The organism is Paenibacillus sp. Paensp38, assembly GCF_059491915.1.
Genome location: NZ_CP168516.1, coordinates 4,804,039 through 4,824,686, shown reverse-complemented (window position 1 = coordinate 4,824,686; position 20,648 = coordinate 4,804,039). Strand labels below are relative to the sequence as shown.

The following is a 20,648-nucleotide window of genomic DNA, read 5'->3' as shown; positions in this document are numbered from 1 at the left end:
GGAGAGGCCACAGATTGATATAGCGAACAAAAGCGTTAAAGTATTAAAATGTGTGGATGTGTTCGCGTTCTGAAAAGTCTACCGCTTAGGTATCATCAGGAACGTAACTGTGAGCCTATCGTTTTCGTTTCAAAATGGTATCCAGCATTTCAACGGCAGGTTGGTAGTATGAAGTAGTCGTTTCCTGTACCTGATCGGCAGTAATCCAGGAAGAGGTATCGGGATCAGTGCAAAATTGTTTGAGCTTGCGTCTGGAAATACGAGTCGAGTAATGAATTGGCATGAGAGCAAAAACCCCTTACTTATCTTTTTTTTGATTGGGCGATAATTTCGAATGCCAATTGAGCTGCAGCGACAATCAACGTGAGTATGGCTTGATTCATTACATGAGCCCCCTTTGCTTAAGGCTGACAAACGAGTCATCGCCCAAAATGATGTGATCCAGCAGTTCAATGCCTAAAATAGCACCGCTTTGTTGAAGCCGCTTGGTCATGTCCAGATCTTCCGTAGAAGGATCTGGCTTGCCAGAAGGATGATTATGACAAGCAATGATGGACGCGGCGTTGGACAGCACCGCTAGTTTAAACGTCTCCCTCGGGTGTAACAAGGACGAGCTGAGTGTACCCAGCGAAACCAACTGTAAGGCCATGGGCTGGTTCTTGGTGTTCAGGGTTAGGACACAAAAGGCCTCCCGGTCACAGTCCCCGATGAACTCTCGGAAAAGGCAAACGGTGTCCTCAGGCCTGTGAACCACCCGATCTGCAAAGAGCAGGGATTTCTCTCGAATGGTGTGCAGGTGTAGCACCTGTACACGTTTAGCGGTTTGTTTCATGGTGTTCCTCCTTCAAACAGGATGTGATGTAGTCTTGTGGTCAGGACTACAAAAATATAATGTCTGTTTGAAAGAGGAGTTGATTCGGTTTTACACAAGGGCTGTTCCTACTAATCGTTGGAAGGAAGCCTACTTGTGAGGCGTCTGTGGCGGCTGAAATCTGTTTGGGGCGGGATTTGGGAGCATGTCATTTCGCTCAACCCCTTGCCAGACATGGAGTTAAGGCCATTTGAGGCGGTTATGGCGGCATTTGAAGTAACCCATTTTTTTATGAATGACGAGAGAAGAAAAAAATTTGTCAGGGGGGGAGATAAGGTGCCGCATCCGCCTCATTTCCCCCAAACTCCTTGCCTGGTAAGGAAACTGAGCGAGGCGCTACCCTCCTTTCTCGCGCCCCCATGCTGCCCGTGAACCGCCCCAAGAGAAACATTTAACCTAATCTAATTCATCAATGGAGACTTCCTGTGATTCAGAACTGAATTGTAAAGAAGACGGTATCTTTTGTTTAAAGCCGATTCCTTCCAATCCTCTTTTACTCCCTGACTTAAAGTTTTCAACGGCCCATCTGCGCTGCACTAACACATCTTTTAACCTTAAACTAAGTTGTTCATTAGAAGTTAAAGCCAATCCATGATGCCCCTCCTGACGACACCAGTTTGCAAACTGGGTTTGTAACTCTTTATTAGGTATGCGGTTGCCTGGGAGTTGCTCCAGCATATCGTCCACAAATGTTTCCATCGGGTTGATGGTCTGAGCATACTGTTTAGCTGCCTGTTGTACTTTTTTGGAAGTTGTAAATCGGTAGGAATTGTTACGTAAACGTTCCAATCCTTTTAACGCGAAGTTCAAAATACCAGCACCTTCCTCCATCAGTTTGTCTTTCAAATTCGGATCTTTCTGAGCGTCCGTATACGTTTTTTCAAAGGGAACAATGGTCATTTTACGAATGAGCCCGTAGCTTTTGTCCTTGGAGTAGGGCAGGTTGTTCGTTGCGAAAATAAGCTTACAAAATAGTTCCTGCATGTACCCTTGCTTGAATTTTTCCTCGATACGAACGGGATCGCCGGAAGCAATGGCTTTTAGGTAGCTTGTTTCAATCCCCTTACTGCCAACTTCATTTTCTGTCGTAATATTGACCAGCTTGTTAATCATCTCAGAGCGAGCAAAGGGCTTTTCCAGATCATTTAACGAAAGGGCTGAGGTATTCCGCTCTCCAACCAAATTTTTTAGCACATGAATGAGTACAGACTTTCCGTTAGACCCTTTTCCGTAAAAGAGAAAGACTTGCTCGGCTTTGGTGGACGTAGTCAGACAGTAGCCAAAGATTTCAGCAATGAGGTCAATACGTTCCTGATCCTGATCGAAAATATCATTCAAAAAGGCTTCAAATTTCGGACATGTAGCTGCAGAGTCATACTCGATGGGAACCTGTACACTGGAATAGAACGTAGGATCATGCTTCTGCCGCTGGAAGTCACGTAAGTCAAGCATCCCGTCTTTTAGGTTAATATAGTCGCGCTCGCTGTCCATTGGATGTTCTAGTGTGCAATCACGTGTCAAGGCAGTCATGTACTCCGCTTCGATTTTAGAACGCCAGAAATAAGGAGCCCAAGTGTGAAGAATTTTTCGTACATTCTTTTTGAGTACATCTGGGAGTTGATCCTGCCACACCCCAGATTTGTAAACATAGTAGCGTTGCTCAGGAGCTACAAAAATAGTTTTGAGGTAATGACGACGAATGAATTCTGAAAACAGGTTAGGGTTTAAGCGTGTCGGCTTGTTGTTATTATCTAAGGTGAAACCAACGTCTTTCAGACTTTTATTGTGCACAGACTTCAGTTTGGTCGTTTTGGACATGTAGGGATTAGCACGAGTACTTTTTTTGGTTTTAGGTTGGCTTAACATTTTAGCAGGACTATTCACGGTGATTCCCTCCTCATTTTTACGTACACGGTGATGAAAGCAAGTGGCGATTTGTTGTTCATTACAGCCAAGCGTGCGGCAGCGTGTAGGTGGCTTCTTGTTCTGCTGTAATTGACGAATGCGATTCTGGCTGTGTGTGTCGTGTTTATCCGAAAGCGCCGAAAACTCCAATGCTAATTCCTCTGGAAGTAACTGTACCCACTTAAACCAGGTTTCTTCATCCAGACCCTGTTGTTGCTGGGTAGCGTAGTCCTGGGCAAAACGAGGGCAACGATCGTGCAAGGTTTTTAAGCTACCTTGTACGTTGGTTTGTGCAGATGCAAACGTGCTCTTGTTGCTTGGCACCCGAGTAGGGCGCTGAAAAATCCAAGAGGGTGCTTCGGCCAGCACTGTACTGGCCTTTAGGGTTCGATGATCCATTGGTATTGACCTCCGTTTGTATGAATGGATGGGGGAAGAACGGTCTGACGTCCACTTCCCAACACGTTTACTTCGCAATGTGACTCCGTCGGGTGTCGCTCTACCCAACTAGTGAACGACGATCCTTCCGGGATTTTGTACAAGTACCTCATTCCTCCGCCTGGGGTACTGAATTGCCATGTAGAGGGTACATTCCCTTGGGAAAGGCGCTCTAGGATGTCAAATCCCTTCTCTCCATCCACGTCGATACCGATGATGCCGCTATTCCCTCCTAGTACCAACCCGATGTTACATGACGGGTATTTGGAGAGCCAATGGTCAATCTTGGCTTGGGATGGTGGCACAGCCTCTTGCCACCCCTTCAAAAAAGGGGCTTTTCCAGGATGACTGCACGTTTCTTTATGCCTCTCAGACATTCCTTCGTGATCGTGAGGGCAAAGAGGAATGACAGGTAAGCCCATGTCAGCGTATTTGTAAAAGTAATGTCGTATTTCCTCCGTACGATCTGAAGCATTCTGACAATTTGAGTTGCTCATGATGGGATTCCCCTCTCTGTTTTCTAAACCTTAACCGCATCTGTATCTCTTGGAGAAGATAAAGCGGCTAAGCGTATTTGGTTATCAAAGAACTTGTTGCTGCATGTTCAAGTTATTTGTGTTGCTTGCATGATAAGAATATCAAAGATAAAAGGATGGTTTTTGTAGTTGAGTAGGATTGAATTTTTGAAAAAAAATGAATAGGGATATTGAAGCTCCCCTGTTGCGTTTTTGAGAGTATTCAAGTTCCCAAAAATCCATCAAAGGCATTGCTTTTTATGTAAATTTCTCGTTTTTTTGAGGTTTTACGTTGAATAGCTCCTGATTAGAAAAATAAATTGGCTTATTTCGAAAAAATGGACGAATTAAAAAAAGCATTGAGGTAGTTATCCCTCAATGCTTTAAATGAAGCTTCTATTTAATCCGTTCTCGTTTTCTTTCAGCTACTCGTTCAAGTTTCTTAATTTGTTTTTGTGAGGCATATTTTATAATGTACCGAATTAAATACTTCTTAGATAGAACCATGAGGTTCTCGAGGATTTCGGTTTGATACTCCTCGGATACTTCCTTGTTTTTGTTCGTATGTTCTCTTTTTAGTTTTTTTAGTAAGCAACTAATATCATATGCGGCTTCTTTAAGTATTTTTAAAACTTCTTGATATTTAAGACTGTTAGGATACAGATGGGTCAGTACATCGTTTGTTGAAAGGACGTGTTTGACTATGTCGGCTGCTTTACGATCTTTGTTCAATGCATCCAAAAGTGTATTGTCATCCAAAAGATCAACGTTAAAATCATCGTACAGAACATCTGCCTTAGTGATTATCTTTACTATATTATTTCCTTGACTCTTTCTGTTCCTTTTAATGGCTGGATTCATCGTTGTAGTCTCTCCCCTCTTGAATAGTATATATGGAAGTAGGCTAAAGGTTAAGAAGGGCTTACGATGACTTGTAAAGAAAAAGACGAGATTTCGCAGCTCGTCTTTTTGTACATCTAGCTTCTATTAAACTAGTAGCTAGATCCGTGGCTAGTTTTTAACAAAAACTCCATTAGCGTACTTGTATTCCTCGTACAGTCCCTGCGAACCGTATGGAAGTAGGAACTGGTTGCCAGACATTAAGATATCCGATTGTCCCATGCCACTCCACAGCAGTTCTAAAGGGTTAGTTCCTTGCTCCGAAGCCATGAAATTATAGGTGAGTATCCACACGTACATGTCGGCTTGTCCATCACTCGCAACCAAAACAATTTCAGGCGTTCCATCTTGAGTAAAATCATGTTCTTTAACAGCAAGCGAGTAATCAGGCAACAGGTCCCCAAATTCATCAAAGGGACTACTGCCTTCTATGGAAGGCAAGGATATGTTCCAGCCCTGCCCCAAAGCATGATCGACAACTTGTGCTTTCACGCCATTGGGATGATCCAAACCCAGCACAATGTCCATGTTATCCCCATCTAAACGAACAGGATAGGTGAGATCAGCAGCAGGAGGAGTCCAGTGGTTGAAGTCTTTTAAGCTCACTGTTGGGGTGGCATCGGATGCTGGCGCTGGAGTCGGTGCTTCCCTCACAGGTGTTGTAGCTATCTGCACAGGAGGAGCGGATTCCTGTGCAGGTGATTTGGCTTCGGCATTAGTTTGAGTCGGGGGGGGTGACTGAGAGGACATTGATGTGGAGGAAGTAGAGGCGCTTTCTTGCCAAGTTTCTTTATCCGAGGATGGGTTGCTTCCATCCAGTTTGGAAGTAACCTCTACTAAAAAGTAAGTCCAGTCCGACAGTTCCTGCCCATCTCCATCAATGGCATAAGCAACGGGAGTGAATTGGTTTTTGGAAAACACTTGAAATACGGTTTGGATGTTGATGCTCACACCTTGATCGGTGTAGGTGGCTTGGTACATAACGTATTTGTTTACATCTTCTTCGTTGCCGCCCTTGTTGACCTGTTTCCAGACGACATTGCTAAAATACTTTTCATTGCTCAAAGCTTCGTCCATCGTATGATGGGTGCCGCCTGGAACCGTAGCATCTTTAACCCAGGTGACGTATGGATTATCAAAGCCTGCGCGTGATGCAATGACAAGCAGTAAAATGAGGACTGCGATAATCCCAGCGCTTACTATGCCGAATATCTTTTTAGGCTTGTTACTTAGCACCTGTGGGGCGATGGAATTTTGTCTCGTTTTTGTGTTGTCGGAATGCCTGGTTTGGTTAATCTTATCGGCTAGAAATTGAACGAATGAGTTTGCATCACTTTTAGAACCAGTCAGGATGTTCAGGTTGTTTTCTGAACGTTGGCCGATTTGGATGTTGGTATTAAAGGTGCGCCACAGAAAAAGAGCGCTCAAGAGTAAGGGTAAAAAGTTCATGGTTATTAAAGTGACGAATACAAACAAAATAGCAAACACCAGGTCAAACCAATTGATTTTGGAACCCACAGCCATGGAGTTGATGTGGGTGAGCGGAATGTTCTGAGTCGATGGTTGTAAGGGGAAAGCGCCTAAGATGAAGTTTTGTCTAGTGAGCAACAACTTTTCGTCCTCGAACGTAACGCTTGTTTTCTTTTTTAAGTACGTAAGATAACTGAAACCCCCGTTCCATTCAAAAGTAAAATTCTTTGGGGTGGATGGAGTTTGTTCTGCCTTGGTTAGCATGTGCGGTGCACCTTTCTATATTGATTTAACGTAGCTAATGAAAATAAATATAAGTTATGAGATTTGTATTATTATGAATTAGCCCAGTTTAGTTATTCGTTGTTTTGTGCAAAAGGCCAGCTTCGGGCTGGCCTTGTTCCCTATCTTTGAAAGAAATCTACCAGTGCTACATCCACATATTCCTAAAAATCCATTTTCTAATGATTACACCGAGTATTGCACCGAATACGATGCCTGAAATGATGCTCGTATCCGTAGAAATAGATCCAATCAGTCCAAGGACTGCTCCCCCAATAGCCCACTTCATTAACATTCAATTCAACCCTTTCAGTATGAAATAGAAGACGATTTTGGCGACTTTCCATCTATGCAGGATACTGATGACATACAATTTGGCCTACTACTCAAGTGCTATAAGTAAGATAAATCCATTATAGAGTACTTATAATACCTTAAACAAGATATTTTTATAGTTTAGTGGTATTACTTAACCTTATTCATTTTAACTACCCTTACCTTATAAGGGGTGCATAGGATGTCTGATTTGTTAAAATTGGTCGGAGCAAGGATCAGGAATTTACGCAAGCAGCGAGGACTTTCTCAAGCAAAGCTTGCAGAACTGTCCGAATTACAGGACTCCTATATTGGCGGCATTGAACGAGGAGAGCGAAACATATCGCTGAAATCAATTGATAAAATTACTTCTGCACTTGAAGTTGAACCTGTCGAAATTTTTAGGTTCGGCTCGTTAGATGGAATTGAAGGAAATACAGAGAAGCATCATGTTATAGAAATGCACCGTTCTTTACTCATGGAAAGAAGTTTTGAGGAGGTTGCAATGATTCAAAGAGTTGTGCGCGACATGCTTCATACATTTGATAAAGAAAAGAATAAATAATATAGTTTTCAATGTAATTTTACGATGATTAGATCAAAGATCATGCTCCTTAATATATTTCTTATTAACAGTAATTTTTGTTCCCTGAAAATGAGTGTAAAACTTCATGTCACGAGTCGATTGGTTGGCTTGTACTGTAAAAGCCTGTTGGAGCGAAGAATCGTCCGTAATGAAGTAATCCCGTCCTTTCTGCTTACCAAACAAGGAAATGAGGGCATATTTAAAGCTTGCGGGATTACAAATGCCTCCAGTACCCAAAGGGAGCAGCTCAACGACCTGTCCTATGGTAAGTTTTTGCCCCACATCAGGCTGTTTATCCAGTAAGGAGAGCAGGCAAGCAAATAGAACATCTGCATTAGAGCGCAAAGTGATTTTCTCCAAGTCGTAGTGTTCTGTTTTAGCGTCATTCCATGAGAATTGCCAGATGTGAGGCTCACTAGTCATGTAGCTACTATCTACATTTTTGTAAGCATGACGGTTGCCGTAGGCTTTTAGAAAACGGTCGAGCTGAATACGGTTGTGATCACCAAAGGAAAGCTTGGGTAAGATGGCGCGGAAAAAGCTAGTGTAATTTTCGAGGTCAAGTAACGACCGTGACAAACTCTGGCCGTTTTCTTGGTGATTGATCGTTTGAAGTAATTCATACATGGCTTGAAGGCGATGAGAGTCTGTGATTTCGTATTCATCGGGACGCATGAGATGTAAAAGGAAGGAAACAGCCTGAAATCCATTTGTCCAGTCTGTCAGCCGCTCTTCCCAAAATTGAAGGATGTCTCCGGGTGTTGGGGGCATCTTTTTGATGAATTCTGGCCATAACTTGATGATGTTTCTAACCACACTACTTTGTGCAGAGTAAAGGTCTTTCCGTTGCCAGCCCCCGAATGTCCAACCGAGTATTTGCTTTAAAAGAGGTGGGGTGATTACATCAGGATCACACAGAAGACGCCTCCATTCTTCCAAAGGATATACAGGGTATCTGGCAAAAGGAAAGCGAGATAGATGCGTGTCCATCTGCTCTTGAATGAGAGCAACAAGGGCGCGTTTTCCTTTTTCCGTGAAGGTTAACATTGACATGGTATCGCTCCATTTCTAAATGGGAATAGCGATGGTACTGACTTTGGCGTAGTATGACGCATTCGTGGGTACCATTGCTTTGTGGTGAGATTATACCGTGGAATCTGGAAGATAATTATTAAAAATATAGTACAAAAGTGCTTATTATGAAATTTATTATTAAAATTTTTAATTTAAATATTAAATTTATTCCTTATTGTACCGATAAAGTATATTGAAAGGAGGTGTGAGTATGAATTCTACTGTTAATTCTGTATTACATAAGGCATTCCCAAATGACGGAAATGTTGTGGGCAAATCCACTGCAACCGGTGCAGCAAGAGGAGCTGTAACTGGAGGTATTGCTGGCGCAGCCGCTGGTGGTGTAGGAGCTGTTCCTGGAGCTATTTTAGGAGGAACAATTGGTGCCGCTGGTGGAGCAATAACGGGCGGTATACGTTATGGTATCGGTGTGGCTATTTGGGGTAAAGGTAACTAATTAAAGATGAATCAAAAAACCAATACTGGCTTACTTGAGTATTGGTTTTTTGATTTACAGTATAGAAAGGCAGGTGGCTGAATATGAATATAGAATCTATTACAGTCTGTGAAGATACGACCTCAGATTTTAAACCAATTAATATAACGAATACCTTTTATCCTGAGCAGAGCGGGTCCGTTCAGGTATTAGTTCAGCTATCCGAAATTCATACGACAACAGATGTAAATTTCCATTGGTATATTTCTGATGAGCCAGAGGTTCCTCTTGCTACTTATAAATTCACCTTAGAGAGAAAAAGTAAAAAGACTAGATATGCAGTGGGGGCGTTGGATTTAAGAGCACTACTACAATTAAAAGAATTTAACATTTTTCAAAAATGGTTTACTATTATTGAGGTAGAAGATAGTAAACGTCGGGTTGATTTTTTCTTGAAAAAAATGGGTTATAGTCCTAGTACTCTAAGTAACAATTTTGTCAACGTACCTAGAATTAATCTGAAAGGGTGAAGAGGACTAGTGTCCATTTTATTGCCAGTAATTTATATAATAATTGATTTAATTATAGGATATTTGTTTGCGACAGTGTTTATCTGGATTTCCAATAAAGTGAACAAGACGGGGAAAATGAGTAGCTCCTTTAGAATGAAAGCAACTATTGCTATCGTTTGGACTATTCTGGGTGTGTTGATAAGATTAATTTATAAAAATTAAATACTCGCCTACTTTCAATAATGTGGATTTCTTTTGGATTGGGAAAAAGCGACAGTACCGGCTCTGGCATAGAATGACACATTCGTCGATACTGTCGCTTTTTTTGATTGGAAAGATTCATTTACAGAGTAAAAGGATCATCTTCTTTTGCACTCTGCATGAACAGAATACGTTGCTCCGGTGTAAGGAACGGGTCTTCTAGCGCGATGTAATAAGGATCGGCTAGCTCATTCACCCAACGCAAGGCATCTGCAATTTCTCCGCCATGAAATATAGGGCTGTCTGACAGCGCTTCATCCTCTTTTACAATATCTACAATCCCAGTATCCTGGTCTATCGTCACAATCAAATTCGTACCGTCCACGTATCTGTTTGTCCCACTCTGATCGGTTGTCCTGATGATCACACGCACAAAAAAGGCCTGTTCGGGATGGAGCACTTCATGCTCTTCCAAACAGGCGGGTAGGAACTGTTTTTGATTGTGAATGAATGATCTAAGTGACACTGCCATGATCCAGGTATTTCCGTACGATTCTGGATTATTGATAATATCCCCGTTGTATTCAATGACCTCTTTTAGCTTGTTCAGTATGTTTTCCTCATTTGCCTTTAAACTTCTGCTTGTTCTTTTAGCCATTGCTCGGCCTCCTTGTGATGAATTCCGACTTGTGTAAACAGAGTGATGATGTAGTCATTGGTGTTCATGACGGCGATTTTGTAGATCTGGGTGTTGCTGAGGTCGTACAACTCGACGTATTCAGGGCAAATACCGAAAAGTCCGTCGTCTTCTCGTCTAAAACCTACGAGGCTTAGATCGTGTAGGTTATCCCCTGCCTCTAGTATGAAGATGGGGCCGTAAGGTTGGAGGGAGAAATACGGATCATCTTGGTCATAGAATGAGTTGCGAAGCTGGGTGAAGTATTCCTGGATGTGTTTTAAAAAAGTGGGGGCAAGCGGAGAGTGTTGCAGTGAGTCGATGTCTTGCTGGGTCTGTATGATGCGCACAACGTAACCTCCTAAAAGAAAATAAGACCAGGCATAATGAAGGGTCTTTCAGAGTTATAATATTTACTTTTATTCTTGATAAAGACGGATTTACGATAACTTTTTTGTCAATAGACTACATTAGATGCATGTTGAAGTTTCAGTAATAATACGAAGTATGGTGGAGTAATAAATAATTTACAATGATTGTGTTATAATTTCATTAAAAATATTGCGTAACCTAACGAAACAAAGTATATTATAGGTAACAAAACTTTAATCTTTGGCAAAGGAGTGTAAGCGTGAAATACAATATCAATTTATTTGGAAATAACTTTGATTGTGAATTGCATGTACAAGATAACACTTTATCTATTGCTTTGGATGAGGATAACCAAAAGGCGTTAAAATCGTATTTATCCAGAGTGCTCCAGAAATATACGGAAGTGAACATATTAGAGAAAGATTCCTTAGAATTGATGGTCAATAAAGCAATCCAGGTCGAAAAAAATATGGGTGGCCGAATGTCTGAGCCAAAGCTTAAATTACCTTATGAATTTGCACCAGAGGTGAAAGAGAAACTCATTGAATGTGCGGATCTACAGGAAACCTCAGCGACTCAGTTGTTAATTCGCTTAATTGATCAGAAGTATCATGAAGTGATGCACAACAACAAAGCGGAATGAGGAGGAATTTAAAATGGCTTATGGGAATAAAGTGAAATTTCATTATGATGTGCCTGCATATATAAAGAAGGAGTTAGCAGAGGCGGCTAAAAAGCTGGGGGTCACCGCCACTGAGCTACTCACTAGAATTATTGAAGAGGAGTACCAAAGAGTGAAAGGGACAGGGCAGGACTCGAAATGAGTCCTGTTTTTTATGCTTTAAACAGTTTGGTTAGGCAGTTATGTAGGTGAAGGCTCTCGCTGATAGAGAAAGAATGATAGCGATATTGATTGGTATTCCTTTCAACTTGATCCATATAAAAAAGGTGCAAATTCCAGTAATCCTCTTTTGCATTGGTTGTTACTAGAAGTAAGCTAAAAAGCTCCGGCTCATCCAGAATTTCGAATGCAATTTTGGAATCTGTATGCTCAGTGCTAAGGATTTCATGGACGTGTAACGAAAGTGGAGAAGCTGGCAAATTTTGAAATGGAAGAAAGCTTTCCTTGAGCGAAATATAGTCCATTGTAAGTGAATTCCCCCTCTTATTTCCTTTTATTTCATTATATTACGTTACGTACAATTACGCAATATACTATAAGTATTCTTTTTCACCTATTAATTATATACGAACGTACGTTTGTAATCAATGAAAATATTTACTATATTAAACGTTTCATTCTTCTAAAAGTTTCAAGCTTTGATATAAATTATTATGAAAAAAACTCCATAATATTATGGAGTCTTAAGAATCTACTTTTTACTTATTTTGTTTTTTTATAGTCTCTAGTAATTCATTCATAGTTTTATTCAGTTCGTCAAGACGTTCTTGAATACTGCTCATTAGGTTCCTCAACAAAATAATAGCGATAACGATTGGAAACCCTACATTACTAACTAAGTTTACCCAAAGGTCTAATCCTTCCATGTTAGTTGCCACCTTTAAAAAATATTGATGAATATAACGCTTATTAATTGGAAGCTACTTTTCCGAAAAAAATACTAGTTGAGGAATAATTGAATTGTAGGAGGCTTCTCAAGGGAGGTGAAATTTACGAGTTCTGTTGTTTTGTTAATAAAACACATACGTATCAATTTTAGAAAAGTTTGTTTCTCTTAAATGTTTACCATGAGATCCCCCCTTAGTCTGTATTGGCTAAAGCGTATGAAGTAGAACGGAATATAGTGCTTCCCGGCACGTATTATCCATACTGCAACATAAGAATTAGTACATACATTGTACAACGTAACGTAACAATACGCAATATTATGTTGATACTATTCTTAGTATATATTACCGTTTCAACTTAATTTCTACTTTTTTGCGATGATATGTTGAAATATTCCACTTTAAATCATGTATAATACAAAGAGTTGTTGATACATTATTATGAATATTATGCTCTTTACTAATTAAGAAGCAACTTTTCAGTTTTAGGAACGTCTATAATATGTAAGTTTATTACTTAATAAGGAAGGTGCTATTGATGCGAAAAAGAATAATAGCTTTTACTAGTATGGCAATGCTCTTGTCTTCAGTTGTTTTCAGTAACTCAATATGGGCAAAAGATTCACAACAACTTTTTTTAAATATAAACGGGGATACAATAAGTGATCAAGAACCTTTAATTATTGGTCAGACTACTTTTGTCCCTATACGAACAGTTGCATCTCTGCCTAATACGAAAGTGTCTTGGGAAAGTCAGTCTAAAACCGTAGTCGTAACAAATACAGTAACTAAAGAAGTCGTCAAACTTATAGTTGGACAAAAAACTGCTTATAAGGGTGACAAGAAATTGACAGTAAGTGCTCCTGTTCGTTTAATTAAAGGAACGACATATGTACCTTTTCGTTTTGTAGGAGAAGCCTTGGATGCTAAAGTATTGTGGGATCAAAAAACGAGAACGATATCTATCTATAATACGTCAGTAGATGCCAGCCTTACCAAAAAGCTAGAGAGTAAGGATTTAAGTGTGGCACGTAATGCGGTCCTTTCTTTACCGCGTATTAGTTCACAGAAACACTTAACTACAACAGATGAGGGGCACTCTACAACGTACTATTTTCCTTACGGAGAAGTTAAGCGGTTCTTCATAAGTGATCAAGGTGTTGTGCAATATATTGAGGTAAAAGATAATATTGCGACTACCATTTGGGAGGGTGTAGTTAGTTCAAAACAAGATAATAAAAATGATATTATTCCTAATATTGTTCATTCAGTAAGTAAAGAGTGGGGCAAAAGACCGACATTTAAAGGGAAGATAAGCTATTTTACGGATAAATGGATGGAAGAAGCAGTTAGTTATGGCTTGATTGATGAAAATGGACAAAGTAGTGAGTTGGGTAATATTGCAAAATCCAATTCTAAAGAAGATATTATTAAGGGAATCCCTGGGGAAGTACGTAAAGACTAAAAATTTTTGTTACTTATAATATTTATATAAATATTATCCTGTAGCAGACAATGTAAGATGACTTTCTACATTGCCTGCTATGAGGATAATTTCAACAATTAAGCTTTATATGGAATGCAGGATTACTTTAAAGAGGCGTAATAAATACCACTACCAAAAGAGTTAGAACCTACAGTATAATCCACAGGATTAGGTGTGTTGGGTTTTTTTGGAGTGTGATCAGTCGCTGGGCTTGAATTAGAAGAATTAACATTTACCCAGGTGCCATTAGTGGTTTTGTATTTGGTATTTGATGTCATAACTTGTGTGTGGAAGATTTTCCATGCTGGTAGTGTCGCTGGAACGCCATTAATAGGATAAGTCTGTTGAGCGGCCCCCAGAACTACTCGTCCATCTGAAAAGCTACTTGTAGCTGTATAAGCAGGACTAAATGTATGCCAATGGGTGTTATTCACATAAAACTTTACTTTGTAAGTTTTCCCAGATTCAAGAACAAGTTCTAATCTAATATTAACTTTTTGAGAGTTTGAAAATTCTCCGAAGGAGCCACCTGCATCGGTACCTGAAACTTTTCCGCTATTCGCAAACCATCTCCAAGCCGATTGCCCACTAGCTGTAGAAATTCCACATTCATAGTCTCCAAATCCAACATAAAAGTTAATGAAGCCTCCGTCATTAATGCTAAAAGAACTAGGAAGAGTAACATCTGTACTGAAACCTTGTACCGATGATTTTACAGGGATTCTAACTACTTTAGCATATTCAACCGTATCTGATGCCATATTAAATTCCTCCATTAATTTGTATTAGAATTTAAGATCACCAGGATAGCAGCTTAATAAATGTATCCCTCATTTATTATCTGCGGTAAGCTCAACCTCTGTTTTTATTATAATATATAGCGTAACGTTACGCAATATATATTTTTATTTTATTTGCCTTAATCTTTAGTATGGCAAGATAGAAACTTTTGTAAAAGTTTTACGTCTAATTTGGTGAATGTTAAAAAAAGGAGGTAACCTCTTATAAAAGGTTTTTATTCTAACTCTTTTCATTTCAAAAGAACGAAATGATACAAATAAGATACGAGGAGTAAACAAATGAGAATAAGAAAATTTGCTACATTCCTAGCTTTAGCTTTCGTCATTGGCTGCGCAAACAATAATGGCGTTGCAATTGCCGGTACGACCAAATCAGCAGAAAAATCACAAAATGCTGCACCTACTCACATTTCACAAACATCAATAAATTTTAAACTTGTAGCACCTGAAAGTGATGGACAATTTCATGATGGGTTGCTGTTTTCTGAAAATGCAGATGGTACGCTCATGTATTATGATCCTAAAGGCAACAAGGCATTTTCCCTTCCTGATTATATTACACCATCTTCTGATTTCTACGATCAACGAGCAGTTGTCAAAAGCAAAAAAAACAATCTTTACGGATATATTGATACGAAAGGAAAGTTAACTATCCCTTTTCAATACGAAGAAGCTGGGACGTTTTCTGAAGGGCTAGCGTATGTTAAGGCTCCTGGTTCTAGTAATGTAAAATTAATTGACAGAGCAGGTAAAACCATTTCAAGCTTAAATGATAAATATGATTCTGATTATATTTTTACAAACCATTTGGCTTTAGCGTATGCACCAAAAGGAAATAAAATCGGGTATATAAATACATCTGGTAACCTCGTAGTTCCTTTTAAATATACTTTTGGCCGTGGGTTTTCTGAAGGGCTAGCGGTGATTCAAAACGATAAAGGTCTCTATGGCTACGTTGATACAAAAGGTACAGAGGTTATCCCTACGCAGTATAAACGAGCCTTAGACTTCTCAGAGGGTTTAGCTGCAGTTCAAAATGACAAAGGAAAGTGGGGGTTTATTGATAAAAGGGGGAAGGCAATTATCCCTTTTAAATATACGGGTGCCGACGGTTTTAGTGAGGGGCTAGCAAGTGTTAATAATGAAAGGGGGAAGGTTGGATATATTAACAAAACAGGGACGCTGGTTATTGGTTATCAAAAATACAATAGTGCCCTTAAGTTCAAAGAGGGAATAGCCTTAGTCGGTATCGAATCCGGTTCCAACGGAAAGTTTGGGTATATAGATCATAAAGGTAATTTACTGACTAAGCTTGAATACAACAAAGAATCTTCGTCGTTTAATAGTGGTTATGCTGTGGCTGTGAAGACATCTAGAAATGCATTCATATTAAAAAAAACATGAATTAGTTTAGGATAAAATCACCAGAGTAGATCTACTTAATATAATAAGTTAAAAGGTGGAGCATATGAAACTGCGTCCACCTTTTGATTTTCTTGTACCAACTAATTGTGAGTGTAAAATTTCACATCTGGTAAAGCACTTGCTTTCCAGGACCAGTTTATTGTGGTACTGTTAAAATTTTTACTACCCGCTTGAGCAATTTGTACATCTCTTATTTGGGTTATCGCTGTTCCTTTAGGTCTTACGACTACTACATGGCCATGTCCTGACGCTTTTAAAATGCCTATAGTTGGATAACCGCTATTAGCTCTATTTTGAGCATCGATGAAACTTACAGAGTACCAACCAGGAGTACCGTTACCGTATAACGCATCTGCCATATCATTTGCAGTACCTCTCGGTAGTGGGGTAGCTATAGGTGAACTTTTCATTACATCTTGTGCAAAAACATTACAATAAGTAGTACCTCCAACTGGTTGATATTGTGAATCTTTCGCATCAACTTTTAAAGCATCAATTGCAGCAGCATAATTACTAGCACTTCTTACCATTGTAATTCCTCCTTAGAATTTTGAGGTAGGATCACAATAGGATAACAAAACATTTGGTGTATCCCTCACCTAATTTGTTTTGATTGTGTTCCTTGTCTACGTTTTTATTATATTATATAGCGTAACGTAACGCAACATATATTTTGGTTTTATTTAATTATATTTTCTTTCATCTATTGACTAGGCATTAGCTCCAATCCTATAGAAAAGAATAGCGACAATACCACGTTGGCGTAGAGTGACGCTTTCGTCGGTATCGTCGCTTTTTGAGGTTTAAAGGGAACGATGGTTCGGGGGTACTTCATATATTCATTCATTAGCTAGAATTATTCAAAATAACAGAATGGATGGGGCTTTCTGTAAACAAAAGCTTTATTCTATCCGATACATACATAAGAATGGTTTGCTGTTAAAAATAACCTCTTAAACTCAGAATCTGAATGGTGTGATAGCTACGAACACATGTAAACACAAGGTAGTTGGCGAACGTGCCTTGTGCCGCTGGAAAGGAGATATGAAAGCATTTGGACGTACTGCAAAACGGAATAGGATATGAAAGTCTACGCTTATACGGTCCCTTTCAACCTCAGCATATGGAACAATTGCGAATTACCAGGGCCGTTAACGATCATGCATACCTGTATGTGAGCGGCATGCTGTCGGAAGAACAGGGAGCCGCGTGTGTTGGACAGGACATGGAGCAGGAACCGATTGTCATACGTCAGTTGGATGAGCAAGGACAGCCGATCAGAAGATTGTTTCATGGTTTGCTTACACGCATGTCCGTACACTGTATACGGGGAGTATACACCTTTGAAATGGAGGCGGCCTCGCATTCCTATCAAATGGATATCAAAACGAAAAGGCGCTCCTATCAGGACATACATCGTACCTATGATGATCTGGTCACTACAATGATTCGGAAGTACATGTATGGAGATGCGATTGATACGGTAACCAACTATGCCGAGTTAGGTGCTTTTGTTTTACAATATGAAGAAACCGACTGGGCCTTTTTAAAGCGCCTTGTTTCTCGCTTTGGTTCGGTACTTGTACCGGAGATCACGGCTGCATCACCTAAGGTTTTCTTTGGAATGCCAGAAGGCAAGCAGTACAAGGTTGAGCGAGATGTGTTTTACAGGGTACGAAAAACGTTTCATGAGTTAGATACAGGAAAACCAGGGGAACGTGCTGGCGCGTATGTCACCTATACGATTGAAAATCTGCAATACTATGCGCTGGGTGACTTGATTACGTTACCCATCGGACAAGGCAAAGAGCTGGTCGTTGTGAGGGCAGTGACAGAGTTAAGGGATGGTTTACTCCAAACTCGTTATGATCTCCAAGCTGAACAGGATATTCACTATATTCGGTATGATAATGATCAAGTTATTGGGATTTCACTCACGGGGACGGTGTTGAAGGTACGACAGGATTTCGTACAACTTCAACTGGAAATTGATCCGAAACAAGACCCAGCTAAAGCCTGTTGGTTCCCCGTAGCCACCCGTTATGTCGCGGAAGAACATAGCGGCTGGTACGACATGCCTGAAGTTGGGGAGCAGGTGGAATTGTATCTGCCTACACACTGTGAACAGGAAGCCTATGTGACCGATTCCTTGCGACAACATCGCCACGCCAATGAACAGCCAGATGTGAAGGCATGGAAACACGTACAAGGTAGCGGCATAGAGATGTCTGGGCAGGAGCTGATCCTGTCCACGTCCGATGGGTTTTCGATTACACTACATGAGGATACGGGCATCACTGTCAACAGTCCGGGGAATGTGCAGATCCAGGGCGGTCATGTAAAGCTGGATGCAAGTCAGGAACTATCACTGGAAGCTGGAACTGCACTATATTTAAAAGGTGGAGCCAGCAGTATGGTGCTAGATGGTGAGACAGACACCAAAGCTCCAGTGATTTATCAGGAAGGTACGGTAAAAGCTCCAGTTTTCGTAGCTGATCTTCCTCCTGTACCTGAGCCTCCATTGATGAGTATTAAAGCCTATGAAGCGGCTCAAACTGCAGCAACAGCCAAAGCTCCATCCAGCAATACTCCTACCGCGAAAGTCACAAGTCCAGCGGCGCTTCAGCAGGCCAATGCTTTGCTGGGTACAGTGTCTAAGCTTTTAGGCTCCATTCCAGCAGTCGGGAAAGTAGCCAATGTGATGTTGAATACATCGGGTGGACTAGCAGGTAAAGTGGCGGCAACGGTTATACAAGTATCCGCAGCAATCCCTGTTCGGAGCAAAGGAACGCCTACCCTGGGAGCATCTAAACAAGCGGGTGTACATCCGTTGAAGCATTTGGCAGGTTTGGCGCTTCAAGGATTGATTAGTCAGTATGAGCATGAGAAAGCGAAACAAGCCTATTATAGCAAGTGGATTTTAGGCAAAGTATATACGAGTGCACGTCATGTGGCCTATTCCGGTGGTACCCTAGAGCTCGTTCAAAACTTACTGAAGGAATCGAATGCTATGGCTCATGCCTATCAGCAAATTCCCGCCGAGTTGAGACAACGCTGGAGGGCGAACTACGATAGTTACATGGCACAACAAGAAAAGTCAACGCAAGAAGAGAAATCTCAATCGTGGTGGGAACGAGCATTAGAGAAGCAAGGTGAGGCTGAATTACTGAACGCACAACTACAGTTAGAAGGAGCCCGGATTAGCAGTGAAATGGCATGGGATGCTACTCAAGGAGCATACCAAGCTGGTTTAAGAAGTGTATCACATGGTAAACATCAAATTGACTACAACCCAAAACATCCGATTGCAGGTAAAACAGGTGAAGTGATAGGAGATGTTTTCAGCACTGTAGCTGGAGTTGGAGAGATGATGATTGGTACGGGGGGAGAGGTTGGTGGTTTTCTCCTTGATGGATCGGTCGTATTGTCTCCGGCTGGTGTGTTGGTGAACGTTGCATCTGCTGGTTTTATATATCATGGAGGTGTGATGTCCTATCATGGGGCGTCAAATGCAGGAGGAGATTCTGCTGAACTCTGGAAAATGATTAAAGAAAAAAACAAGCAGGGCTCGCCCCCTCCTAAGCCCACTGATACCAAGTCGAGTAAGGGCTCGCCAACACCACAGAAACCAAAAAAGAGTGTTCCTGAAAATAAAGGAAACAAGGATGCAGAACCAGGCCCTTATTCTAATCTTGTAGATTCGAAACATGTGGGGCCAGGTAAAAACTTCACACCTGCCCAAAAGAAAAAAATTATAGAGGAAAATAGAAAACAAAACGGAGGCGTGGTAAAATCTGATCAATCTGGTCAAATAGCTACTAAGCCACAAAAAAGCCAAAAAGGTGTTACTCCCGATCAGAATGAATGGCAAATTGATCATATTTACCCCAAAGATAAAGGTGGAAGTAACAGTTATAGTAATGCCCAGGTACTAACACGTAAAGAAAACAGAGATAAATCAAATATTTTGCCTTCAGATTCATCGAAAGCCAATAAAGCGAATCCACCTTCTAAACCTAAAAAAGGGAGACCATAATGAAGCCTATGATGATAACTAAAGGATGGAATAAACACGATCTTTGGAAGGGATGTATACTTTCATCTATTGCGCACGCAATTATGGTGGCCCATTACCCTGAACTGTCCTATGAACATTCTTGGGATGGAATGAACTACAGTGTTATCGACGGAGCAGGTGGGAGAGCGACAATTACATTCAGTGAAAAGTATTGTGTTGCAGCATTCCGAAATGACAATGTTTCTCGTTCAGATGTTAAAGCTGCTATTGATTTTTTTGAAGGAGCACCCAATGAGGTTTTGGAACTAGCCAAAAACGAAACTTTGGAGTATCTGCTGGAAGAAGGGGAAGATGGTGTGCCCGTTCCTTCCATTACTACAGCTTTCTGGGGGGATCAGGATAATATGATCTCTATAGATAACGTAGTAAGAATCGTTTTAAATGGTGGCTATCTTTTAGAAATCCAGTTAATGGAATATGATTCAGCGGTTGAATCTTGGCGCGATTATTATGAGATGACGGACGAACAAGTTGAACTTCTTAAAACAATATACACGAGAAAGATTAAAGATTTAAGTAATGACATAATATTAACCAAGAAAGAAATTGAAGCAATTGGAACGAGTGATCCTGAGGGATTGAATGAAAGCGAAACTTCCTTTGGAGAAATTGGAATACGTTGGGGCAATTAGCGCTGGGTAGTAGATGTTATTGTCTTGCCTTATCTGAGTGATAGCGACGATACTGACTTTGGCGAAGTGTGACGCTTTCGTTGGTATCGTTGCTAAATGTTATTG

At 40.6% G+C, this 20,648-nt stretch carries 23 protein-coding genes; 9 read left to right on the top strand and 14 right to left on the bottom strand.

Annotated features, from left to right (window positions below):
• Positions 1-115 precede the first annotated feature (115 nt).
• The 7 genes from ACEN8J_RS21325 to ACEN8J_RS21295 form a co-directional block, all read right to left on the bottom strand.
• Positions 116-283 (bottom strand): hypothetical protein, encoded by a 168-nt coding sequence (locus ACEN8J_RS21325; RefSeq protein WP_495593959.1) that lies wholly within the window; start codon positions 281-283, stop codon positions 116-118.
• 99 nt (positions 284-382) lie between these two features.
• Positions 383-832, bottom strand: coding sequence for a JAB domain-containing protein (locus tag ACEN8J_RS21320; protein ID WP_459759745.1), 450 nt, complete (start codon positions 830-832; stop codon positions 383-385).
• A gap of 435 nt (positions 833-1,267) precedes the next feature.
• Positions 1,268-3,175 carry a DNA primase family protein gene (locus tag ACEN8J_RS21315; RefSeq protein ID WP_495593958.1) on the bottom strand — a complete coding sequence of 636 codons (1,908 nt, stop codon included), beginning with the start codon at positions 3,173-3,175 and terminating at the stop codon, positions 1,268-1,270.
• Positions 3,157-3,711, bottom strand: coding sequence for a bifunctional DNA primase/polymerase (locus ACEN8J_RS21310; RefSeq protein ID WP_495593957.1), 555 nt, complete (start codon positions 3,709-3,711; stop codon positions 3,157-3,159). Before ACEN8J_RS21310 ends, ACEN8J_RS21315 begins: the two co-directional genes overlap by 19 nt.
• Positions 3,712-4,125: 414 nt before the next feature.
• The gene (locus tag ACEN8J_RS21305; protein ID WP_495593956.1) at positions 4,126-4,590 is read right to left on the bottom strand and encodes a hypothetical protein; all 465 of its coding nucleotides are present in this window, start codon (positions 4,588-4,590) and stop codon (positions 4,126-4,128) included.
• 150 nt (positions 4,591-4,740) lie between these two features.
• A complete protein-coding gene (locus ACEN8J_RS21300; protein ID WP_495593955.1) occupies positions 4,741-6,363 on the bottom strand; it encodes a hypothetical protein in 1,623 nt (540 codons plus the stop codon).
• A gap of 166 nt (positions 6,364-6,529) precedes the next feature.
• Positions 6,530-6,676, bottom strand: a complete 147-nt coding sequence (locus tag ACEN8J_RS21295) for a hypothetical protein (protein ID WP_165084506.1) — start codon at positions 6,674-6,676, stop codon at positions 6,530-6,532.
• Between the two features lie 222 nt (positions 6,677-6,898).
• Between ACEN8J_RS21295 and ACEN8J_RS21290 the strand changes: the two genes are divergently transcribed.
• A complete protein-coding gene (locus ACEN8J_RS21290; RefSeq protein ID WP_025675877.1) occupies positions 6,899-7,261 on the top strand; it encodes a helix-turn-helix domain-containing protein in 363 nt (120 codons plus the stop codon).
• Between the two features lie 33 nt (positions 7,262-7,294).
• Here ACEN8J_RS21290 and ACEN8J_RS21285 read toward each other — a convergent pair whose 3' ends face one another.
• A complete protein-coding gene (locus ACEN8J_RS21285; protein ID WP_495593954.1) occupies positions 7,295-8,335 on the bottom strand; it encodes a hypothetical protein in 1,041 nt (346 codons plus the stop codon).
• A gap of 232 nt (positions 8,336-8,567) precedes the next feature.
• On the opposite strand from ACEN8J_RS21285, the gene ACEN8J_RS21280 reads away from it, so the two are divergent.
• Both ACEN8J_RS21280 and ACEN8J_RS21275 read left to right on the top strand, forming a co-directional pair.
• Positions 8,568-8,813, top strand: coding sequence for a hypothetical protein (locus ACEN8J_RS21280; RefSeq protein ID WP_342445327.1), 246 nt, complete (start codon positions 8,568-8,570; stop codon positions 8,811-8,813).
• A gap of 83 nt (positions 8,814-8,896) precedes the next feature.
• The gene (locus tag ACEN8J_RS21275; protein WP_495593953.1) at positions 8,897-9,322 is read left to right on the top strand and encodes a hypothetical protein; all 426 of its coding nucleotides are present in this window, start codon (positions 8,897-8,899) and stop codon (positions 9,320-9,322) included.
• Between the two features lie 325 nt (positions 9,323-9,647).
• On the opposite strand, the gene ACEN8J_RS21270 is transcribed toward ACEN8J_RS21275, so the two are convergent.
• Both ACEN8J_RS21270 and ACEN8J_RS21265 read right to left on the bottom strand, forming a co-directional pair.
• Positions 9,648-10,163, bottom strand: coding sequence for a hypothetical protein (locus ACEN8J_RS21270; protein ID WP_495593952.1), 516 nt, complete (start codon positions 10,161-10,163; stop codon positions 9,648-9,650).
• The gene (locus ACEN8J_RS21265) at positions 10,136-10,531 is read right to left on the bottom strand and encodes a hypothetical protein (protein ID WP_274483516.1); all 396 of its coding nucleotides are present in this window, start codon (positions 10,529-10,531) and stop codon (positions 10,136-10,138) included. The genes ACEN8J_RS21270 and ACEN8J_RS21265 overlap by 28 nt, the downstream gene beginning before the upstream one ends.
• A 281-nt stretch (positions 10,532-10,812) precedes the next feature.
• Between ACEN8J_RS21265 and ACEN8J_RS21260 the strand changes: the two genes are divergently transcribed.
• The gene (locus ACEN8J_RS21260; RefSeq protein ID WP_274483518.1) at positions 10,813-11,196 is read left to right on the top strand and encodes a hypothetical protein; all 384 of its coding nucleotides are present in this window, start codon (positions 10,813-10,815) and stop codon (positions 11,194-11,196) included.
• A gap of 13 nt (positions 11,197-11,209) precedes the next feature.
• A complete protein-coding gene (locus tag ACEN8J_RS21255) occupies positions 11,210-11,377 on the top strand; it encodes a hypothetical protein (RefSeq protein ID WP_274483519.1) in 168 nt (55 codons plus the stop codon).
• A 10-nt stretch (positions 11,378-11,387) separates the two neighbouring features.
• On the opposite strand, the gene ACEN8J_RS21250 is transcribed toward ACEN8J_RS21255, so the two are convergent.
• Together ACEN8J_RS21250 and ACEN8J_RS21245 are read right to left on the bottom strand one after the other, a co-directional pair.
• On the bottom strand, positions 11,388-11,699 hold the full coding sequence (locus ACEN8J_RS21250; RefSeq protein ID WP_495593951.1) for a hypothetical protein: 312 nt from the start codon (positions 11,697-11,699) through the stop codon (positions 11,388-11,390).
• A gap of 234 nt (positions 11,700-11,933) precedes the next feature.
• Entirely contained in the window at positions 11,934-12,101 is a 168-nt protein-coding gene (locus ACEN8J_RS21245) for a hypothetical protein (RefSeq protein ID WP_274483521.1), read from the bottom strand.
• A 559-nt stretch (positions 12,102-12,660) separates the two neighbouring features.
• Here ACEN8J_RS21245 and ACEN8J_RS21240 point away from each other — a divergent pair.
• Complete coding sequence (locus ACEN8J_RS21240; protein ID WP_495593950.1) at positions 12,661-13,587, top strand: copper amine oxidase N-terminal domain-containing protein; 927 nt, start codon at positions 12,661-12,663, stop codon at positions 13,585-13,587.
• Between the two features lie 122 nt (positions 13,588-13,709).
• On the opposite strand, the gene ACEN8J_RS21235 is transcribed toward ACEN8J_RS21240, so the two are convergent.
• On the bottom strand, positions 13,710-14,369 hold the full coding sequence (locus ACEN8J_RS21235; protein ID WP_274483523.1) for a hypothetical protein: 660 nt from the start codon (positions 14,367-14,369) through the stop codon (positions 13,710-13,712).
• A gap of 318 nt (positions 14,370-14,687) precedes the next feature.
• Between ACEN8J_RS21235 and ACEN8J_RS21230 the strand changes: the two genes are divergently transcribed.
• Positions 14,688-15,812, top strand: coding sequence for a WG repeat-containing protein (locus ACEN8J_RS21230; protein WP_495593948.1), 1,125 nt, complete (start codon positions 14,688-14,690; stop codon positions 15,810-15,812).
• A gap of 101 nt (positions 15,813-15,913) precedes the next feature.
• Here the strand turns inward: ACEN8J_RS21230 and ACEN8J_RS21225 are convergent, their stop codons facing one another.
• Complete coding sequence (locus ACEN8J_RS21225) at positions 15,914-16,363, bottom strand: hypothetical protein (RefSeq protein ID WP_495593946.1); 450 nt, start codon at positions 16,361-16,363, stop codon at positions 15,914-15,916.
• Positions 16,364-16,887: 524 nt separating this feature from the next.
• On the opposite strand from ACEN8J_RS21225, the gene ACEN8J_RS21220 reads away from it, so the two are divergent.
• Together ACEN8J_RS21220 and ACEN8J_RS21215 are read left to right on the top strand one after the other, a co-directional pair.
• Positions 16,888-19,869, top strand: coding sequence for an HNH endonuclease domain-containing protein (locus tag ACEN8J_RS21220; RefSeq protein WP_495593945.1), 2,982 nt, complete (start codon positions 16,888-16,890; stop codon positions 19,867-19,869).
• Complete coding sequence (locus ACEN8J_RS21215) at positions 19,869-20,543, top strand: hypothetical protein (RefSeq protein ID WP_495593944.1); 675 nt, start codon at positions 19,869-19,871, stop codon at positions 20,541-20,543. The genes ACEN8J_RS21220 and ACEN8J_RS21215 overlap by 1 nt, the downstream gene beginning before the upstream one ends.
• Positions 20,544-20,648 lie beyond the last annotated feature (105 nt).

What these genes read in the sequence shown, in the direction of transcription:
- ACEN8J_RS21295 (WP_165084506.1), bottom strand. Translation starts at nt 6,676, where the DNA reads ATGTTAATGAAGTGGGCTATTGGGGGAGCAGTCCTTGGACTGATTGGA.
- ACEN8J_RS21270 (WP_495593952.1), bottom strand. Translation starts at nt 10,163, where the DNA reads ATGGCTAAAAGAACAAGCAGAAGTTTAAAGGCAAATGAGGAAAACATA.
- ACEN8J_RS21325 (WP_495593959.1), bottom strand. Translation starts at nt 283, where the DNA reads ATGCCAATTCATTACTCGACTCGTATTTCCAGACGCAAGCTCAAACAA.
- ACEN8J_RS21240 (WP_495593950.1), top strand. Translation starts at nt 12,661, where the DNA reads ATGCGAAAAAGAATAATAGCTTTTACTAGTATGGCAATGCTCTTGTCT.
- ACEN8J_RS21225 (WP_495593946.1), bottom strand. Translation starts at nt 16,363, where the DNA reads ATGGTAAGAAGTGCTAGTAATTATGCTGCTGCAATTGATGCTTTAAAA.
- ACEN8J_RS21305 (WP_495593956.1), bottom strand. Translation starts at nt 4,590, where the DNA reads ATGAATCCAGCCATTAAAAGGAACAGAAAGAGTCAAGGAAATAATATA.
- ACEN8J_RS21320 (WP_459759745.1), bottom strand. Translation starts at nt 832, where the DNA reads ATGAAACAAACCGCTAAACGTGTACAGGTGCTACACCTGCACACCATT.
- ACEN8J_RS21280 (WP_342445327.1), top strand. Translation starts at nt 8,568, where the DNA reads ATGAATTCTACTGTTAATTCTGTATTACATAAGGCATTCCCAAATGAC.
- ACEN8J_RS21255 (WP_274483519.1), top strand. Translation starts at nt 11,210, where the DNA reads ATGGCTTATGGGAATAAAGTGAAATTTCATTATGATGTGCCTGCATAT.
- ACEN8J_RS21230 (WP_495593948.1), top strand. Translation starts at nt 14,688, where the DNA reads ATGAGAATAAGAAAATTTGCTACATTCCTAGCTTTAGCTTTCGTCATT.
- ACEN8J_RS21290 (WP_025675877.1), top strand. Translation starts at nt 6,899, where the DNA reads ATGTCTGATTTGTTAAAATTGGTCGGAGCAAGGATCAGGAATTTACGC.
- ACEN8J_RS21275 (WP_495593953.1), top strand. Translation starts at nt 8,897, where the DNA reads ATGAATATAGAATCTATTACAGTCTGTGAAGATACGACCTCAGATTTT.
- ACEN8J_RS21235 (WP_274483523.1), bottom strand. Translation starts at nt 14,369, where the DNA reads ATGGCATCAGATACGGTTGAATATGCTAAAGTAGTTAGAATCCCTGTA.
- ACEN8J_RS21250 (WP_495593951.1), bottom strand. Translation starts at nt 11,699, where the DNA reads ATGGACTATATTTCGCTCAAGGAAAGCTTTCTTCCATTTCAAAATTTG.
- ACEN8J_RS21215 (WP_495593944.1), top strand. Translation starts at nt 19,869, where the DNA reads ATGAAGCCTATGATGATAACTAAAGGATGGAATAAACACGATCTTTGG.
- ACEN8J_RS21300 (WP_495593955.1), bottom strand. Translation starts at nt 6,363, where the DNA reads ATGCTAACCAAGGCAGAACAAACTCCATCCACCCCAAAGAATTTTACT.
- ACEN8J_RS21245 (WP_274483521.1), bottom strand. Translation starts at nt 12,101, where the DNA reads ATGGAAGGATTAGACCTTTGGGTAAACTTAGTTAGTAATGTAGGGTTT.
- ACEN8J_RS21315 (WP_495593958.1), bottom strand. Translation starts at nt 3,175, where the DNA reads ATGGATCATCGAACCCTAAAGGCCAGTACAGTGCTGGCCGAAGCACCC.
- ACEN8J_RS21285 (WP_495593954.1), bottom strand. Translation starts at nt 8,335, where the DNA reads ATGTCAATGTTAACCTTCACGGAAAAAGGAAAACGCGCCCTTGTTGCT.
- ACEN8J_RS21310 (WP_495593957.1), bottom strand. Translation starts at nt 3,711, where the DNA reads ATGAGCAACTCAAATTGTCAGAATGCTTCAGATCGTACGGAGGAAATA.